The sequence below is a fragment of the Thioalkalivibrio versutus genome (genome assembly GCF_001999325.1).
Classification (GTDB): domain Bacteria; phylum Pseudomonadota; class Gammaproteobacteria; order Ectothiorhodospirales; family Ectothiorhodospiraceae; genus Thioalkalivibrio; species Thioalkalivibrio versutus.
Map to the genome: position 1 here is coordinate 15,127 of NZ_MVAR01000009.1, position 16,340 is coordinate 31,466.

General features: G+C 67.0%; 19 protein-coding genes. 13 read left to right on the plus strand and 6 right to left on the minus strand.

What is annotated here, in order from left to right; translation table 11 throughout:
* The 6 genes from B0684_RS03675 to B0684_RS03700 form a co-directional block, all read left to right on the plus strand.
* On the plus strand, positions 1-417 hold a 417-nt coding region (locus B0684_RS03675; protein WP_233123378.1), incomplete at its 5' end, for an energy transducer TonB.
* A 42-nt stretch (positions 418-459) separates the two neighbouring features.
* Positions 460-1,209, plus strand: coding sequence for a MotA/TolQ/ExbB proton channel family protein (locus B0684_RS03680; RefSeq protein ID WP_018169164.1), 750 nt, complete (start codon positions 460-462; stop codon positions 1,207-1,209).
* A gap of 3 nt (positions 1,210-1,212) precedes the next feature.
* Positions 1,213-1,629: an ExbD/TolR family protein gene (locus B0684_RS03685; protein WP_018649677.1), complete on the plus strand. Its 417-nt coding sequence runs from the start codon at positions 1,213-1,215 to the stop codon at positions 1,627-1,629.
* Complete coding sequence (gene hemP / locus B0684_RS03690; protein WP_018649678.1) at positions 1,626-1,799, plus strand: hemin uptake protein HemP; 174 nt, start codon at positions 1,626-1,628, stop codon at positions 1,797-1,799. The genes B0684_RS03685 and hemP overlap by 4 nt, the downstream gene beginning before the upstream one ends.
* A gap of 146 nt (positions 1,800-1,945) precedes the next feature.
* Positions 1,946-4,171, plus strand: a complete 2,226-nt coding sequence (locus tag B0684_RS03695) for a TonB-dependent receptor family protein (RefSeq protein ID WP_463606920.1) — start codon at positions 1,946-1,948, stop codon at positions 4,169-4,171.
* Between the two features lie 223 nt (positions 4,172-4,394).
* Positions 4,395-4,583 (plus strand): hypothetical protein, encoded by a 189-nt coding sequence (locus B0684_RS03700; RefSeq protein ID WP_018145331.1) that lies wholly within the window; start codon positions 4,395-4,397, stop codon positions 4,581-4,583.
* 107 nt (positions 4,584-4,690) lie between these two features.
* Here the strand turns inward: B0684_RS03700 and B0684_RS03705 are convergent, their stop codons facing one another.
* Entirely contained in the window at positions 4,691-4,969 is a 279-nt protein-coding gene (locus tag B0684_RS03705; RefSeq protein WP_018169160.1) for a hypothetical protein, read from the minus strand.
* A 212-nt stretch (positions 4,970-5,181) separates the two neighbouring features.
* On the opposite strand from B0684_RS03705, the gene B0684_RS03710 reads away from it, so the two are divergent.
* A complete protein-coding gene (locus B0684_RS03710) occupies positions 5,182-5,847 on the plus strand; it encodes a tetratricopeptide repeat protein (RefSeq protein ID WP_018649680.1) in 666 nt (221 codons plus the stop codon).
* Between the two features lie 74 nt (positions 5,848-5,921).
* Here the strand turns inward: B0684_RS03710 and B0684_RS03715 are convergent, their stop codons facing one another.
* From B0684_RS03715 to B0684_RS03725, 3 genes are all read right to left on the minus strand, one after another.
* Positions 5,922-6,353 (minus strand): hypothetical protein, encoded by a 432-nt coding sequence (locus B0684_RS03715; protein WP_018169159.1) that lies wholly within the window; start codon positions 6,351-6,353, stop codon positions 5,922-5,924.
* Positions 6,354-6,404: 51 nt separating this feature from the next.
* Positions 6,405-6,620 carry a hypothetical protein gene (locus B0684_RS03720; protein ID WP_018145335.1) on the minus strand — a complete coding sequence of 72 codons (216 nt, stop codon included), beginning with the start codon at positions 6,618-6,620 and terminating at the stop codon, positions 6,405-6,407.
* Positions 6,621-6,713: 93 nt separating this feature from the next.
* Entirely contained in the window at positions 6,714-7,850 is a 1,137-nt protein-coding gene (locus B0684_RS03725) for a hypothetical protein (protein WP_018649681.1), read from the minus strand.
* A 102-nt stretch (positions 7,851-7,952) separates the two neighbouring features.
* Between B0684_RS03725 and B0684_RS03730 the strand changes: the two genes are divergently transcribed.
* From B0684_RS03730 to B0684_RS03740, 3 genes are read left to right on the plus strand one after another with little or no spacing between them, the layout of a single operon-like run.
* Entirely contained in the window at positions 7,953-8,654 is a 702-nt protein-coding gene (locus B0684_RS03730) for a hypothetical protein (RefSeq protein WP_018649682.1), read from the plus strand.
* Positions 8,647-9,159: a YcgN family cysteine cluster protein gene (locus tag B0684_RS03735; RefSeq protein WP_018145338.1), complete on the plus strand. Its 513-nt coding sequence runs from the start codon at positions 8,647-8,649 to the stop codon at positions 9,157-9,159. Before B0684_RS03730 ends, B0684_RS03735 begins: the two co-directional genes overlap by 8 nt.
* A 2-nt stretch (positions 9,160-9,161) precedes the next feature.
* A complete protein-coding gene (locus tag B0684_RS03740) occupies positions 9,162-9,647 on the plus strand; it encodes a gamma-glutamylcyclotransferase family protein (RefSeq protein WP_018649683.1) in 486 nt (161 codons plus the stop codon).
* A 185-nt stretch (positions 9,648-9,832) separates the two neighbouring features.
* Here B0684_RS03740 and recN read toward each other — a convergent pair whose 3' ends face one another.
* The gene (gene recN, locus B0684_RS03745; protein ID WP_018649684.1) at positions 9,833-11,494 is read right to left on the minus strand and encodes a DNA repair protein RecN; all 1,662 of its coding nucleotides are present in this window, start codon (positions 11,492-11,494) and stop codon (positions 9,833-9,835) included.
* A 4-nt stretch (positions 11,495-11,498) separates the two neighbouring features.
* Positions 11,499-12,377, minus strand: a complete 879-nt coding sequence (locus tag B0684_RS03750; RefSeq protein WP_018169154.1) for an NAD(+) kinase — start codon at positions 12,375-12,377, stop codon at positions 11,499-11,501.
* Positions 12,378-12,492: 115 nt separating this feature from the next.
* On the opposite strand from B0684_RS03750, the gene hrcA reads away from it, so the two are divergent.
* The 3 genes from hrcA to dnaK all read left to right on the plus strand — a co-directional run bounded on the left by hrcA (position 12,493) and on the right by dnaK (position 16,308).
* The gene (gene hrcA / locus B0684_RS03755) at positions 12,493-13,551 is read left to right on the plus strand and encodes a heat-inducible transcriptional repressor HrcA (protein WP_018145342.1); all 1,059 of its coding nucleotides are present in this window, start codon (positions 12,493-12,495) and stop codon (positions 13,549-13,551) included.
* 118 nt (positions 13,552-13,669) lie between these two features.
* Positions 13,670-14,236: a nucleotide exchange factor GrpE gene (gene grpE / locus B0684_RS03760; RefSeq protein ID WP_018145343.1), complete on the plus strand. Its 567-nt coding sequence runs from the start codon at positions 13,670-13,672 to the stop codon at positions 14,234-14,236.
* Between the two features lie 140 nt (positions 14,237-14,376).
* Positions 14,377-16,308, plus strand: coding sequence for a molecular chaperone DnaK (gene dnaK, locus B0684_RS03765; RefSeq protein WP_018145344.1), 1,932 nt, complete (start codon positions 14,377-14,379; stop codon positions 16,306-16,308).
* Positions 16,309-16,340: the final 32 nt, after the last annotated feature.

Consider the following 16,340-nt stretch of genomic DNA (forward strand, 5'->3'; position numbering starts at 1 on the left):
CCGGAGCCAGAGCCAGAGCCAGAGCCAGAACCGGAGCCAGAACCGAGTCGTTCGGGCGCGTCCGGGCCGGCCGAAGACCAGGAGCCGGCGACGGAGGCGGCCCCCGGTGGTCCGGTGGGCCAAGAGGACGAGCCCTTCGAGGAGCCGGGGTTCGGGGCGGAGTACCTGAATAACCCGCCGCCGGACTATCCGCGAATCTCGTTGCGCCGAGGGGAGGAGGGTACCGTCCTGCTGCGAGTCCGGGTCTCCGCGCAGGGGCAGCCGCTGGACTGGTCGGTGGAGGAGAGCAGCGGCCACCGGCGCCTGGACGATGCCGCCGAAGCGGCGATCGAGCATTGGGAGTTCGAGCCTGCCCGCCGTGGGGGACGCGCGGTGGAGGGCGTGGTGCTCGTACCGATGGACTTTTCGATTCGATGACAAGGCCGGCGCATGAAGCGCTGCGCAGCCGGGGATGATTGCATGAACGAGTTCGATGTCTTCTACGTGTTTCGCCATGGTGACCCGGTGCTGGTCGCGGTCTTCGCGATCCTGCTGCTGATGTCCGTCGCGACCTGGGCGATTGCCGCGAGCAAGCTGCTGACGCTGATTGGCGTGCGTCGCGACAACCGCGCCGCGTTGGCGGCCTTCGATGCCAGCCAGACGGCGCCGGCCTTCCACGATGCGATCCACGACCAGCGCGGCCCGCTGGCGGTGATCGGTCAGGAGGCGTTTGCCGCGTTCGACGACTACCGCGGGGTGCGTGATGGGTCGGACAAGGCCGAGCAGCGCCTGGATGACCACGTGGTGCGCCGGATTCGCCAGGCGATGGACCGCCAGCTGCTGCGCATGCAGGCCGGCAATATCGTGTTCGCCTCGGTCGGGGCGCTGGCGCCCTTTGTCGGACTCCTCGGTACCGTCTGGGGTATCCATGGCGCCCTGATCGACATCTCACAGGAGTCGTCGGTGTCCATGGATCTGGTGGCGGGTCCGCTCGGCGAGGCCCTGGTGGCGACGGCCGCCGGCCTGGCCGCGGCGATCCCGGCGGTGGCCTTCTTCAACATCTTCAATCGCTCCCAGCGCCTGTTGCATCAGGACTTCGAGGCCTTTGCACACGATGTGCATGCGCTGCTGATGCACTCTGACCTGAAGCCCGGCAATGCTCGCGAGGCGCGTGACCGCCGCACCGATCCGCATGCACTGCCGGACGACGGCCTGCACCAGGAGGGCTAAGCCATGGCCTTCGGACGCATGGGCGACACCAGCGAACCAATGTCGGACATGAACGTGATCCCGCTGGTGGATGTGATGCTGGTGCTGCTGGTGATCTTCATCATCACTGCACCGGTGATTACCCACTCGGTGGATCTGGATCTGCCCCAGGCCACCAGCGAGCCGGTGGACGAGCGGCCGGACAGCGTGACGCTGTCCCTGGACGGAAGCGGCGACCTGTACTGGAACAACGAGTCGGTCTCGCTGGAGCGTCTCCCGGCGCGCCTGCGCGAGGCGCTGGAGACACAACCGGACATCGCGATCTATCTGCGCGCGGATCGTGACACGCGTTACGAGCGCCTGGCCCGGGTGATGGCCGAGGTGCGCCAGTCCGGGGTGAGCCGCATGGCCTTCGTCTCCGAACCGGAGGGGGAACAATGAATTCCGGAACGCATCCACCCGGCAAGCCGGCTGTCCACCAGGATCCGGGCCCGCGCGAGATCGCCAGTGAGCAGCTGCTGGGCCCCGCGCGGCAGATCCGCATCTTCCACCGCGGCGAGTGGTACACCCTGCGCCGCACCGCGAACGACAAGCTGATCCTGACCAAGTAGTACCAACGAAGTATCCGCCACGGTCTCACCGTGGCACCTGCCAGCCAGGGGAGTCCCTCCCTCAGCCAGCCTCCAATCCGTCACCGATCCGCGGCGCCCCGGCGTCCGTGGCGGTGTTGATGCTGGCCAACTCAAGGGAGACAACCATGGCTCGAAACCATCTGGCAAGCCGCCGAATCGCACGCCCCGCCGACCACTCGCGCAACTCCGGGGCATGGAGGCGACGTGCCGTCGTACTCGCAATTGCCGGGGCCGTGGGGATTCCCGCGCTGCATGCCGACGAGGCTGCCCCGACCGCCGAATCCGGAGCCGAGGCCCGGCTGGCGCCGGTGCAAATCCTCGGAGACGTGACCGCGACGCAGCGGCTGCCCGGCTCGGCGGCCGTGGTGGGTCGCGAACAGCTGGAAACCGAAGGGACCACGGACATCCACCAGGCGCTCAAGACCGTGCCCGGCGTGTATGTGCAGGAGGAAGACGGGGCGGGTCTGCGCCCCAATATCGGGATCCGTGCAGCGCCTCCGGGCCGCAGCAGCAAGGTGACCCTGATGGAGGACAACGTGCTGAGTGCCCCGGCACCGTATTCCAATCCGGCGGCCTACTATTTCCCGACCACGATGCGGATCAACGAGATCGAAGTGCTCAAGGGGGCCCCGCTGTTGCGCCACGGGCCGCAGACCACCGGGGGTGTGATCAATCTGGTATCCACGCCCATCCCCCGGGAACGCGAAGGTTCCATCGAGACGGTGGTGAACGATCGGGGCGGCATCGACGTGCACGCGATGTTCGGGGATCGCTCCGGTGACTGGAGCTACATGGTCGAGACCGTCCAGCGCAACGGGGCCGGCTTCAAGGATATCGATCGCAGCCACCGCGATACCGGCTACGACATCCAGGACTATGTCGGCAAGCTGCGCTGGGATGGCGAGCGCCAGAGCATCGAGGCCAAGGTCCAGTACTCGGAGGAAACGTCCAACGAGACCTATCTTGGCCTGACCGACGCGGATTTCGCGCGTGATCCCAATCGGCGCTATGGCCTGTCCGGGATCGATCAGATGGAGAACGACCACCTCGGTTTGAGCGTCACGCACGACATCGACTGGTCCGAGCGCGTGCGCATGGCCACCACGTTGTACCGCAACGAATTCGCCCGAAACTGGTTCAAGCTGGGCGGGGGTGGCGCGTTCATTGACGACGCCAATCGGGGCGATGCGACCGCGCACCGAATCCTCCGGGGCGAAGACGATGTGGCGGGGCTGACCTACCGCAACAACAACCGCGAATATGTCTCCGAGGGTATCCAGACCGAACTGGGCATGGACTTCGGGGACCACTGGCTGCGTGCGGGTGTCCGTTATCACCAGGACGAGATGGACCGCTTCCAGCCGGACGACATCTACGATCAGGTGAACGGTTCCCTCGTCTACCAGGAGACCATCCAGCCGACGGGCAGCAACAACCGGTTCGAGGATGCGCAGGCCTGGAGCTTCTGGCTCGCCGACGAGTGGTACGTCAGTGACCGGCTGACCGCGAACCTGCTGCTGCGCTACGAGGATGTCGAGACCTCGCGGACCCAGTATGCCGATACGCAGCGAAACGTCGTGGATTCGCGGCGCTCCAATTCGAGCAGCGTCTGGCTGCCGGGGGCCTCGCTGACCTACGATTTCACGGATCGCTGGCAACTGCTGGCGGGGGTTCACCGTGGGTTTGCTCCCCTGGGGGGCGGTGCGACCGAAGACCAGGCCCCGGAAACCAGCACGAACTGGGAACTGGGCGCCCGGTATCAGGGCGACAATGCGTTTGTCGAGGCGATTGGTTTCTACAGCGATTTCTCCGACTTCGTGCAGAACTGCTCGGTGGCGACGCCCTGCTCGGACGGTTCCACCTCCGGGACCTTCACGACCGGGGAGGCGGTCATCTCCGGACTGGAGTTGCGGGCCTCCACGTGGGTGGACCTGGGATCCTTCCACGCGCCCCTGGAGGCCAGCTACACCTACACCAGCGCCAAGGCCAGCGCGGACAACCCGGCCTCGGGGCAGCAAGAGGGCGATCGCTTGCAGGGGATCCCGCGCCACCAGTTCAGCCTTCGAGGGGGCCTCGAGCACGCGAGTGGCTGGAACCACTACGCGGTCGTGAAGTACATCGACGCGACCTGCAATAGCGATGGCTGTAACCGGAGCGCGGGCGCATTCGACCGCACCGAGTCGCTGACGACGATCGACCTGGTGAGCCAGTATCCCCTGGGCAGGAACACCGACCTCTATGCCCGGGTGAGCAATGTGCTGGATGAGCAACAAATCATCGCCCGCTCCCCGGACGGTGCCCGGCCCAACGAACCGCGTACGTTCTCGGTCGGGTTGACGCACCGGTTCTGAGTCGGTGTCTCTTGCACCGCAGACCGCACCTTCCTCGGGTGCGGTCTTCTTGTATGGGAAACCGGAATCGTCAGCCCGTCACATTCTGGACGGCGGGTTTCCGGCAAGACGGATCGTATGTTGGGCTTCCGGGTCCAACGCCTCGAGTGTCCCCGGTTCGACGGGTAACTGTCGGATACTGGGGGCGAAGCGAGAAAGGACCCTTACGGTAAAGGAGAACACCATGTGGAAATCGCGACTGACGATCCTGATGCTTGCCCTGATGATGGCGCTGGGCAGTGCCACCCTCGCGGGGTGTGACAATCAGGGCCCGGCGGAAGAGGCCGGCGAGAACATCGATGACGCCATGGACGATGCGGGCGATTCGATGGAGGATGCCGGCGACGAGATGGAAGACACCTTCAGCAACTGATTTTCTGCCCTGCAGTACGTGAAAGCCCCGGCACGCGCAGCGTGTCGGGGCTTTTTTGTGGCGGACCAGCGCCAGCTGGTCGCCTGGGTGATGGATCCGGGGCAGGATCAGAGGCGGTCGTCACCCTCGGGTTCCAGGGAGCCGCCCTGCTCGTCCATGCCGTCATCCGTCGGGGGCTGCTGCATCTCGCCTTCCGGCGGCTGCTGTTGCTGCATGCCGTCTTGGGGTGGCGGGGCGCTCTGCATGCCGCCTTCACCGGTCTCGGGCTGTTCCTGCATCTGTTGCTCTTCGAACTCGTCCATGCCCATGTCGCCGTCGGAGCAGCCCATCAGGAAGACGAGGGGCGCGATGGCCATGGCGGCCAGGATCTTGGTGGAATGTTTCATGGAAACTCCTGTGTATCCGGGGTGAATGTGAACGGAAAAATGACGTTCAATCCAGTTGACCGGAATACCCCCTCATATGTTGCGAGAAGTTCATCACACTCCACCGTTTCGGTGAGGCGATCGTGGCGCTCATCACGTATCCCCGTGCGGTTTGTCGACGCATCACGAACCCACCGCTACAGTGATGCCCAAGCAATTCACGGACCGTAGTGATGGCGCAATTCTCCCAACCCGACCCCCTCCTCGATCAGGCTCGCTCGGCCTGGGCCCGGGGCGAACATGACGCTGCGATGACCCTTTGGCGCCAGGGTGCCGAGGCGGGTGATCCGCAGTGCGCGTTTAATCTTGGCGTGCTGCTGGACGAGGGGCAGTACCTGCCCCGGGATCCGCTCGAGGCCGCGCAGTGGTACCAGCGCTCAGCCGAAGCCGGCTTTCCGGATGCGGCCTTCAACCTGGCGGTGCTGTTCGATCAGGGTGATGGGCCGGAGGCGAATCCCAACGAGGCCGCGCGCTGGTTCCATATTGCCGCCGAACGCGGGAACGCCCAGGCCATGTTCAATCTGGGGCTCAAGTTCGACGAGGGTCGGGGCCTGCCGCAGGACCCGGAACAGGCGGCACAGTGGTACCTGCTGGCGGCCGAGGCCGGTGAGGGGCGTGGTGCGGCCAATCTCGCGCGTCTGTTCGCGATGGGCGAGGGCGTGGAGCGTTCCGACGTGTCGGCGTTCAAGTGGTATGCGATCGCGGCGGAGATGGGGGTTGCGAGCGCCGCGCGGCACCGCGAGCGGGTCGCTCGCGAGCTGAGCCCGGAGCAGCGCCTGCATGCCGGTGAGCGTGCGCAGGAGTGGTTGCAGGGCCATTCCTCGCCCCGTCTGCAATAGCGGGTCGGTCGGGCGCTCGCGCTGGGGTGTCCCTGAGACTGAGAAAGGGGCAAGGCGTTGCGGTTGGCGTTGGGCTAGATCACTACGTTCAGTTCGCGGCGCGGCTCTTCGGCCGGGCCGGCCAGGCTGACCGCGAGTTCCACGCGACGGCGCAGGGCCTCGACACCACCACCGCTCAGCGGGCCGCCGTCCGCCGGCATGGCCTCGGCGGAATCATTGCCGCTGCGGAACGCCTCGATCTGGGCCGCCACGCGGGCGCGGGAGGCCATCTCCTGGTCCGATCGCGGGAAGGCCAGTCCCTGATCCTGTTCGGTATCACCGCGCCGGTTGTCGTCCTGTTCCGGACGGTCTTCGAGCGGCCGGCGGGCCGCGCCGGCCTCCGGATCGTTCAGCGGGCGTTCGAAATCCGCCGGGGTGGAGAGTTGGCCCAGGCCCAGCCGGTCGCTTCCGGTCGGGCGTGTGCCGATCGGTATTGCAGCTGAGGGGTTGGAGACTGGGACTTCCATCGTGTGACTCGTCGAGCCCCCCTGATCGTTACGTGGTCTTGTCGCCTGGATTCAGGCGCGCACATCCAGCAGTGAGCCGATCATTCGATCTTCGGCCTGCAGGGTCTTCACCGAGGCCTCGATCTGATTCTGGCTGGCGATCATGCCGACCTGGGCGCCCATGCCCTCGCGACTGCCCGCATTCTCGGTGGCCACCGTATGTGCCTGCTGGCGCATGCTGGTCATGCCCTTCTGAATGCCCGCGAGGGAGGTGCTTCCGTCGATCATCGTTTCGAACTCGTTATGGTTTTCGGTTGCAACCCTACGACCGAATTATAGATCAATTAGTTGCACTTCACCGGAAGCCCATCCAGGAAGGCGTCAGGAGGTGCCGAGCAAGCTTTGCAGGCGGGCTTGAACAGCCTCGCGGGCGCCGGCCTGTCGCGCCTGCCATGCAGCCAGACGCTCGCGGCGAGCCTGCCGATCAATCCCTTCCGCCAGGCGGGCAAGCACCTCTTCGGCCACCTGTTCGGGGTCCTCGCCGCGGGCGACCAGGCCGGTGTGTTCGGCCGCGATGCGCAGCCGGGTGGCGGCGTCCGGATGGCGCTCGTGCTGCGCGGGGCCGCAGATCACCGCGCTGCCACAGGCCAGTGGCAGACCCAGGTCCGGAGGGGTCTCGCTGGCGGCCAGGGTGCCACCCGGCAGGGTCACGTCGGCGCAGGTGTAGGCGGCGTGCAGGGTCTCCGGGTCCTCGATGTAGTAGACCCGGTTCTTGCGCGGCACGAAGGACGTCATGAAGCGGTTGTGGCGGATGATCGGCAGGGAGTACTTGATCGCGTCGCGATAGACCGGCTCGTGGCGTGCCGGGTCGGCCGGGGCCAGCAGCAGGATGGCGGCGCTCTTGCGCAGGATCGCGAACAACACGGCGAAGGCGAAGGCCTCCTCGCCCGGGCCAGTATTGGGTGCCAGCAGGATCGGGTGACCCTTCTCGTGGTACTCGCGAAAACGCTCGCAGAACCCGTCATCTCCGGATGGCGCGGGCGGCAGTTCCACCGCCCCGGCGATCGGATCGCCGATCACCTCGACCGGGCCGGAGGGGGTAGCGGCCTCGCGTGCAGCGAAGACCGCATTCCATTCGACGCCTGCCGCGCCGTCACCCTCGGCATTGATCCAGATGCGTGGCACGTGGACCGCGCCGAGGGCGGGTCCCAGGTCCAGATCGCCAGCGTGCAGGGGGCCGATGACCAGGATGGCGCGCGGTTGCAGGCGCGCCAGACGTGTGGCGGCCAGTTCGGGGCGCATCGCCAGGGCCGGGAGGCCGTCGATCAGGTCCTCGGCCTCGCGGTCCTGGCCACAGTCGGTGACGCCGAGGGCGATGGGCCCGACGGACCCGGCCAGCTCCTGCAGCCAGTCGGCGGCGGTCTCCAGAGTGGCCCGCGGGGCCAGGACCAGGATGCGCCCGCTGCTTTCGCCGGGGACGGAGCGGGCGGTGATCCAGGCAGACAAACGTGCGAACATGGTGGGCTGTTATCCGGTCGTCGGGCGAGCGCCGCATTATACGAGGCGCCGCACAGCGCCCGCCACGGGCGGGCTACACGTTGTCTCGAGGGGAATCGCGGAATGGGCATACGCTGGATCATCGGGCTGGTGGTGATGGGGGTCATCCTGGCCCTGGCCATGTGGGTCTATTCCAACCCCGGCGGGATGCGCAGCCAGCAGTTCTCCGATCTGCCCTGGCAGATCGAGGTGGGGGACCGCCAGCGCACCCGGGTGCTGGGGGTCGTGCTGGGCGAGACCACCATGGCGGATCTGATGCACCGCCTGCCGGTGCCGGATATCCGCCTGTTCGTGGACGCGGACGGCTCGCGTTCGCTGGAGGCCTATTACGTGAACGCGCGCATCCCGCCGTTCGAGGCCAACCTGATCCTGCGCCCGGATCTGGACGAGGCCGCGCTGGACCGGATTCAGTCCGAAGTCACCTCCGAGCGCCCGATGCCCAGTGGCGCCCGGCGCTACGGGCTGAGCGACAATGCCCTGACCTCGCTGGGCAATGTGCCGATCGTCGAGATGAGCTATATCCCCCGCGCGCAATGGACCGAGGACCTGATCACCAAGCGCTTCGGCGAGCCCCGCGAGCGGATGCGCATCGCCTCCGATCACAGCTACTGGCTCTACCCCGAGGAGGGGGTGGTTATCCTGGTCCCGCGGCGCGGCCGCGTGCTGATGCATTACGTCACCCAGGACCGCTGGGGGCAGACGGTGGAGCGCCTGCGCGACGAGGGGCGGCGCCGTCTGGGCGAGGATCACGGGGATCATGAGTGAGTCGAACCCGACGGATGACCGCCCGTTCTGGGAGCGCCCGCTCGAGAGCCTGACCCATGCCGAGTGGGAGGCCCTGTGCGATGGCTGCGGGCGCTGCTGCCTGCACAAGCTGGAAGACGAGGACTCGGGCGAGCTCGCCTTCACCTGGCTGGCCTGCGATCTGCTCGACTGCGAGACCGGCTACTGCTCGGACTACGCGAATCGCCGCGACTTCGTGCCGGACTGCATCCAGCTGACCCGGAAGGACCTGCCGCACTATCACTGGCTGCCACCGACCTGCGCCTACCGGCTGCGCTTCGAGGGCCACCCTCTGCCAGCCTGGCATCCCCTGCTGAGCGGCGATCCGGAGACGGTCCGCCGCGCCCGCGTTTCAGTGGCCGGGCGCGTGATCCGCGAGCAGGACGCCCCGGACCTGCCACTGATCGACTACGTCGTGGACTGGCCCGGCGAGGTGCCCGAGTCCGCGCGCCTGTGGCGCCCGGTGGTCCGTCTGCCGCGGGAGTAGCCATGCCGGCGGTGGTGGACCTGTTCGTCTACGGGACGCTCAAGTGCGGTTTTGCCAACCACCGTGCATTCTGCGAGCGGGCCCTCCGGATCCGCCCCGCGTCGATCGAAGGCACGATCTTTGACCTGCCGGTGGGCTACCCGGCCGTACAGATCCCCGGTGACAGCATCCTGCTGGAGGCGGGCCCCGATCCCGTGCGCGATGCAGGCCGCCAGCGGCTCGTCCGGAACCCGGTGCCACCCGGGCGGGCCGGGGATGCCTGCGGCCGCGTCCTGGGCGAATGGATCCGCCTGCCCGACCCGGCCTGCACCCTGCCGCCAGTGGACGCCCTCGAAGGCCTCCGCCGCGACGGCCGTGGGGAATATCGCCGCGCGCTGGTTCCCGCCTGGACGGAGGAGGGACCCCGGGCCCTCTGGGTGTACTGGATGCCGCAATTGCCGCCCGATGCGCGCTACCTGCCGGATGGGGCCTGGCCGGCGCGGTCCTGATCCGGGCGGCGCGTTCATTGTGGTCCCGGGACGCCGGCGGCCCGGTCCGTGAGCGGTAGGATGCCGATGAGCGCAGCGAATCGCATCGGGTGGAGCATGGGGTGAGTGCCACGTCTTGAATGATGCGATTTGCTGCGCTCATCGCATCCTACGGTTTCCCTGGTATTCGTGGTTCCGGGGAGGCGCTAGCCGGCGGAGGCGAGGAGTTCGCGGGCGTGGGTGCGGGTGGTCTCGGTGAGCTGGGTGCCGCCGATCAGGCGGGCCAGGGCCTCCACGCGGCGTTCGTCGTCCAGCGGCTGGATCGCGGTGCGGGTGCCGTCCTTGGCGTGGCTCTTTTGTACCTCCAGCTGCTGGTGCGCCTGGGCGGCGACCTGGGCCAGGTGGGTCACGCACAGGACCTGATGGCGCTCGCCCAGGCTGCGCAGCTTGCGCCCGACCACCTCGGCGACCGCGCCACTGATGCCGCTGTCGACCTCGTCGAAGATCAGCGTGGGCACTGTCTGCTGCTCGCTGGCCAGTACCTGTAGCGCCAGCCCGATGCGCGAGAGCTCGCCGCCGGAAGCGACCTTGGCCATCGGCTGCGGCGCAGCACCAGGGTTCGCGGCCACGCGGAATTCAATGTGGTCCACGCCGTGGGCCTGCGGCTTGTCGGCGGGCTCGACCCCGATCTCGAAGTGGCCGCCAGCCATGCCCAGTTCCTGCATGGTCTCGGTGACCGACTGTCCGATGCGGCTGGCGGCCTTCCGGCGGGCCTGAGTGAGTTTCGTGGCAGCGGTATCGAAGGCCGCGCGGGTCTGCTGTTCGCGCGCCTCCAGGGCCTCAACGGTCTGATCGCCGTTTTCCAGGGCATCCAGTTCCGTTTGCAGTTCATCGAACAGGCCCGGCAGGGCCTCGGGGTCGATCCGGTGCTTGCGCGCCAGGCGCAGGTATTCGCTGACGCGAGTATCCAGCTCGGCGAGGCGTTCCGGGTCCAGCTCGATGCCGTCGGCCAGGCGGCGCAGGTGGTCGCCGGCCTCATCGATCTGGATGCGGGCGGATTCCAGCAGCTCGACCGCCGGACTGACCCGTTCGTCGTGTTGCGCGGCGTCCTGCAGGGCGTGCAGGACCTGGCCCAGCTGCGTGTCCAGCCCGCTGTCCTCCTCGATCTGCTGGCTGGCGGTCTGGAGGGCGGTGAGTACCTCGGTGCCGTGGGCGAGCTGGTTTTGTTCGGTCAGCAGTCGGGGGTATTCGTCCTGTACCGGGGCCAGCTCGGCCAGTTCTCCGCTCTGGAAGCGCAGCAGGTCGAGGCGGTCGGAGGTGTCGGCCTGGGCCTCGCGTGCCTGGTCCAGAGCGCTCGCCGCAGCGCGCCAGGCGCGGTAGGCCTCGCGGACATCGCGCGTCGGGTTGCCGTCGAGGAAGCCGTCCAGCCAGTGGCGCTGGGTATCGCGCTGCAAGAGCTGCTGATGCGCGTGCTGGCCGTGGATGTCCACCAGCCATTCGCCCAGGGTGCGCAGCTGACCCACCGCGACCGGGCGCCCGTTGATCCAGGCGCGGCTCTTCCCCTGGCGGGTCAGCACGCGGCGCAGCAGGACGTTTTCGTCATCCGCCGCGGCCAGGTCCTGTTCGACCAGCCAGGCGCTGGCCGGGCCCTTGGCGGGCAGGGCGAACTCGGCCGACAGATCGGCCTGTTCGGCACCCTCGCGCACCATGCCGGCGTCCGCGCGGTCGCCCAGTAGCTGGCCGATCACGTCGATCAGGATGGACTTGCCGGCCCCGGTCTCGCCGGTCAGGGCGCTCAGGCCGGTGTCCAGCTCCAGTTCCAGCCGGTCGATGATCGCGAAGTCGCGGATGCTGATCAGATGCAACATGGGATCAGGGCTGCTCGCCCCAGCGCAGCTTGGTGCGGAGCACGCGCAGGAAGTGGTGTTCGCGGGGGTGGATCAGGGTCAGGGCCTGTTCGCGGCGATGGATGCGCAGCAGGTCGCCGGGGGCGAAGTCCACGTTCTCCTGGCCATCCAGTGCGACCTGGGCCGGCGAGCGGCTGCCGCTGGACAGGCGGATCTCGATGGTGGAGCGGCCGCTGACGACCAGCGGGCGGTGATTCAGGCTGTGCGGGCAGACCGGCACCAGCACCATCGCGTCCAGCTGCGGGGTCAGGATCGGCCCGCCGGCGGACAGCGCGTAGGCGGTGGAACCGGTGGGGGTCGCGATCACCAGGCCGTCGGCCCGCAGGCGTCCGACATCCATGCCGTCGATCGCGGTGTCGAATTCGATAATGCGCACCACGCTCAGCACGTGGAGGACGACGTCATTCAGGGCGATCCCGCGGTGGATGGTGACGCCGTCGCGGATCAGCTCGGCCTCGAGCATGGCCCGGGGTTCGCGCTCGAAGGCGCCATCCAGGACCTCGCCCAGTTCCTCCGGGGCGGTGTCGGGGGAGACATCCACCAGGAAGCCGAGCCGGCCGAGGTTGATCCCCAGCAGCGGGGTGTCGGCATCCGCGGTGACGCGGGCCGTGGCCAGCAGTGTCCCGTCGCCGCCGATCACGATGAGAAGGTCTACCGCGTGGGCCAGCTCGTCCAGCGGCAGGAGCCCGACGCTGTCCGGCCGCTCGAAGCCGTCGATCTCCTGTTCCATGAAGACCTGGCGGCCGCGCTCCTGCAGCAGACCCACCAGGGTCGCGACCAGGGGCGCGGTACGCGAGTCGCTGGACTTGCCGACCAGTCCGACCTTGTTGAAGTCTGGCATCATGCCGGCATTATCCGGAAAAGGGACCGCGACTGCACCCGGGGTTTCTTGACCTGATTCCTGCACGATCCAAGACTGAACCCTTTAAGCACTCGACCGAGTGGAGCGCTGACGATCCATGGAAAATGCAACGATCAATCTGGACGCCAGGGCCCGCACCCTGTTGCGGACCCTGATCGAGAGCTATATCCGGGATGGCCAGCCCGTCGGTTCGCGCACCCTGGCCCGGACCTCTGGCCTCAGTGTGAGCGCGGCCACCGTGCGCAACGTGATGGCGGATCTCGAGGATATGGGGCTGATCCATTCGCCGCATACCTCGGCCGGGCGCATACCGACCCCGGCCGGCTACCGGCTGTTCGTCGACAGCCTGCTGGAGGTGCGCAATCCCTCGCCGGAGGATATCCGTGCGATCCAGTCGGGATTCGATCCGAGTGCCAGCACCCAGGACCTGATGGACGCCACCAGCAACCTGCTGTCGCGGGTCACGCGCATGGCCGGGATGGTGCGCCTGCCGCGGCATCGCAACGTGGCGCTCAGTCAGATCGAGTTCCTGCGCCTGGGTGAGGGCCGCATCCTTGCGATCCTGGTGATCGATGGCAAGGAGGTGCAGAACCGGGTGCTGGAACTGGATCGTGACTTCAGCCAGGACGAACTGCAGCGCATGGCGAACTACCTGAATGCCCATCTGGCCGGCAAGAGCCTGCATGCGGTGCGCGCCGAGCTGTTACGCGAGATGCGTGACGTGCGCGACGACCTGGACGCAATGATGCTGGCGGCCATCGACCTGGGCGAGAAGGCGGTGGGCGACGAGGACCCGGACGATGTGGTCGTGGCCGGCCAGACCCACCTGCTCGGCTACGAGGAGCTGGCGGACATGGCCCGACTGCGCCAGTTGCTGGAGGCCTTCAACGAGAAGCAGGAAATCCTCGGCATCCTCGACCAGTGCATCCGCGGCGACCGGGTGCAGATCTTCATCGGCCGCGAATCGGGGCTCGACTGGTTCGAGAACTGTTCGGTGGTGACTGCGCCCTACAGTGTCGACGGCGAGGTGGTGGGCGTGCTCGGGGTGATCGGTCCCACGCGGATGTCCTACGACCGGGTGATCCCCATCGTGGACGTGACGGCCCGCCTGCTGGGCTCGGCGCTGGGCGATCACCCGGTGGATGATTCGAAGTAGCGGCCCCTTGAAACCGGGGGGAATGCCCCCAGCATCCAGATAGACAACCCAATCCACCCTGTCCGCCGGTGATCGGCGCGGCGGGCGATTTTGTTTTTCATTGATTTGCGAGGCCAGCATGTCCGAACAGCGGGAATCCCAGGAACAGCCGGAAGAACTCGAGACCCGGAACGACGAGGCCCCCGAGGCCGAGGGTGGCACGGATGATCGGCTGCAGGAGCTCGAGGCTCTGGCCGAAGAGCGCCGCGACCAGGCCCTGCGGGCCCAGGCCGAGCTGGAGAACCAGCGCCGCCGCTTCGAGCGCGAGCTGGAGAACGCGCACAAGTACGCAATGGAAAAGTTCGCTGCCGAAATGCTGGAGGTGGGCGACTCGCTGGAACTGGGGCTGCAGGCGGCGCGCGAGTCCAAGGATGTCGAGCGCATCATCGAGGGCGCCGAGCTGACCCTGAAGAACCTGACCCGGGTGTTCGAGAAGTTCGGCATCCAGTCCGAGGACCCGACCGGCCAGCGCTTCGATCCGGAGCGTCACCAGGCGATGTCCATGCAGGAAGACCCGGAGAACCCGCCGAACACCGTGGTGGCCACCATGCAGAAGGGGTACCGGTTGCAGGACCGCGTGCTGCGCCCGGCGATGGTGGTGGTCTCCAAGGCGCCGACCTCGCCGAACATCGACGAAAGCGCCTGACACCGTCTTTTCGGGCCGGTTTTCGGGGTATCGGACACGCTGCCCCTTGAAAACCCGGCCCGGGGCCCCAGATTCCCGTACAAGTTGGCAGAGAAACACGCTCTGCAGCGCAAAATTTTTCGCATCAGGAGATTTCAGTCATGGGCAAGATCATTGGTATTGACCTCGGGACCACCAACTCCTGCGTCGCCGTAATGGAAGGCGACCAGGCCAAGGTCATCGAGAACGCGGAAGGCACCCGCACCACCCCGTCCATCGTCGCGTTCAGTGACGACGGCGAGGTGCTGGTTGGCCAGTCCGCGAAGCGCCAGGCGGTCACCAACCCCCAGAACACCGTGTTCGCTTCCAAGCGCCTGATCGGTCGCAAGTTCCAGGAAGACGAGGTCCAGAAGGACATCAAGCTCGTCTCCTACAACATCGTGAAGGCCGACAACGGTGACGCCTGGATCGAGGTGCAGGGCAAGAAGATGGCCCCGCCGGAGATCTCCGCGCGCGTGCTGCAGAAGATGAAGAAGACCGCCGAGGACTATCTCGGCGAAGAGGTTACCGAGGCAGTCATCACCGTCCCGGCGTACTTCAACGACTCCCAGCGTCAGGCGACCAAGGACGCCGGCAAGATCGCCGGGCTCGAGGTCAAGCGAATCATCAACGAGCCGACCGCGGCCGCGCTCGCCTATGGCATGGACAAGCAGCGCGGGGATCGCAAGATCGCCGTGTACGACCTGGGTGGCGGTACCTTCGACGTCTCGATCATCGAGATCGCCGAGGTGGATGGCGAGCACCAGTTCGAGGTGCTGGCGACCAACGGGGACACCTTCCTCGGTGGCGAGGACTTTGACAATCGCCTGATCGACTACCTGGTCGACGAGTTCAAGAAGGACCAGGGCATCGACATCAAGGGCGATCCGCTGGCGATGCAGCGCGTGAAGGAGGCCGCCGAGAAGGCCAAGATCGAGCTGTCCTCCAGCCAGCAGACCGAGGTGAACCTGCCGTACATCACCGCCGACAACACCGGGCCCAAGCACCTGGCGCTGAAGATCACCCGCGCCAAGCTGGAAAGCCTGGTCGATGACCTGGTCAAGCGCTCCATCGAGCCGTGCAAGGTCGCGCTGAAGGATGCCGGTCTGTCCGCCTCCGAGGTGGACGACGTGATCCTGGTCGGTGGCCAGACCCGCATGCCCAAGGTGCAGGAAGCGGTGCAGGCGTTCTTCGGCAAGGAGCCGCGCAAGGACGTGAACCCGGACGAGGCCGTTGCGGTCGGTGCCGCGGTGCAGGCCGGCGTGCTGGGTGGCGACGTCAAGGACGTGCTGCTGCTGGACGTGACCCCGCTGTCGCTCGGGATCGAGACGATGGGCGGCGTGATGACCAAGCTGATCGAGAAGAACACCACCATCCCGACCCGGGCCAATCAGGTGTTCTCCACCGCCGAGGACAATCAGACCGCGGTGACCGTGCACGTGCTGCAGGGCGAGCGCGACATGGCTAGCGCCAACAAGTCGCTGGGTCGCTTCGACCTGCAGGACATCCCGGCCGCGCCGCGTGGTGTGCCGCAGATCGAGGTCACCTTCGACATCGACTCCAACGGCATCCTGAACGTCTCGGCCAAGGACAAGGCGACCGGCAAGGAGAACAAGATCGTCATCAAGGCCTCCTCCGGCCTGTCCGACGAGGAAGTCGAACAGATGGTCAAGGACGCCGAGGCCCACGCCGAGGACGACAAGAAGTTCCAGCAGCTGGTCCAGGCGCGCAACCAGGCTGATGGCCTGGTGCATTCGGCCGAGAAGTCCCTGAAGGATCTGGCAGATCAGGTCTCCGACGACGAGCGCACCGCGATCGAGTCGGCGGTGGCCGAGACCAAGACCGCGATGGAAGGCGACGACCCCGAGGTGATCGAGCAGGCCGCGCAGAAGCTGGCCGAGGTCTCCGGCAAGCTGGCCGAGAAGGCCTATGCCCAGGGCGCGGACGCCGCGGGCGAGGCCGGGGCCGAGCAGGCCGAGGGTGGCCCGCAGGGCGACGATGTCGTGGACGCCGAGTTCGAGGAAGTCGACGACGACCAGAAAAAGCAGGGCTGATGCCGCAGCCGGCGGGACGCTATGGCGTCCCG

Excerpts from the sequence above, each read along its gene's own strand:
- B0684_RS03705 (WP_018169160.1), bottom strand. The coding sequence starts at position 4,969 with ATGAAACATTCCACCAAGATCCTGGCCGCCATGGCCATCGCGCCCCTC.
- dnaK (WP_018145344.1), top strand. The coding sequence starts at position 14,377 with ATGGGCAAGATCATTGGTATTGACCTCGGGACCACCAACTCCTGCGTC.
- B0684_RS03715 (WP_018169159.1), bottom strand. The coding sequence starts at position 6,353 with ATGGAAGTCCCAGTCTCCAACCCCTCAGCTGCAATACCGATCGGCACA.
- hrcA (WP_018145342.1), top strand. The coding sequence starts at position 12,493 with ATGGAAAATGCAACGATCAATCTGGACGCCAGGGCCCGCACCCTGTTG.
- B0684_RS03720 (WP_018145335.1), bottom strand. The coding sequence starts at position 6,620 with ATGATCGACGGAAGCACCTCCCTCGCGGGCATTCAGAAGGGCATGACC.
- recN (WP_018649684.1), bottom strand. The coding sequence starts at position 11,494 with ATGTTGCATCTGATCAGCATCCGCGACTTCGCGATCATCGACCGGCTG.
- B0684_RS03750 (WP_018169154.1), bottom strand. The coding sequence starts at position 12,377 with ATGATGCCAGACTTCAACAAGGTCGGACTGGTCGGCAAGTCCAGCGAC.
- B0684_RS03695 (WP_463606920.1), top strand. The coding sequence starts at position 1,946 with ATGGCTCGAAACCATCTGGCAAGCCGCCGAATCGCACGCCCCGCCGAC.
- B0684_RS03710 (WP_018649680.1), top strand. The coding sequence starts at position 5,182 with ATGGCGCAATTCTCCCAACCCGACCCCCTCCTCGATCAGGCTCGCTCG.
- grpE (WP_018145343.1), top strand. The coding sequence starts at position 13,670 with ATGTCCGAACAGCGGGAATCCCAGGAACAGCCGGAAGAACTCGAGACC.
- B0684_RS03725 (WP_018649681.1), bottom strand. The coding sequence starts at position 7,850 with ATGTTCGCACGTTTGTCTGCCTGGATCACCGCCCGCTCCGTCCCCGGC.
- B0684_RS03735 (WP_018145338.1), top strand. The coding sequence starts at position 8,647 with ATGAGTGAGTCGAACCCGACGGATGACCGCCCGTTCTGGGAGCGCCCG.
- B0684_RS03680 (WP_018169164.1), top strand. The coding sequence starts at position 460 with ATGAACGAGTTCGATGTCTTCTACGTGTTTCGCCATGGTGACCCGGTG.
- B0684_RS03700 (WP_018145331.1), top strand. The coding sequence starts at position 4,395 with ATGTGGAAATCGCGACTGACGATCCTGATGCTTGCCCTGATGATGGCG.
- B0684_RS03730 (WP_018649682.1), top strand. The coding sequence starts at position 7,953 with ATGGGCATACGCTGGATCATCGGGCTGGTGGTGATGGGGGTCATCCTG.
- B0684_RS03740 (WP_018649683.1), top strand. The coding sequence starts at position 9,162 with ATGCCGGCGGTGGTGGACCTGTTCGTCTACGGGACGCTCAAGTGCGGT.
- B0684_RS03685 (WP_018649677.1), top strand. The coding sequence starts at position 1,213 with ATGGCCTTCGGACGCATGGGCGACACCAGCGAACCAATGTCGGACATG.
- hemP (WP_018649678.1), top strand. The coding sequence starts at position 1,626 with ATGAATTCCGGAACGCATCCACCCGGCAAGCCGGCTGTCCACCAGGAT.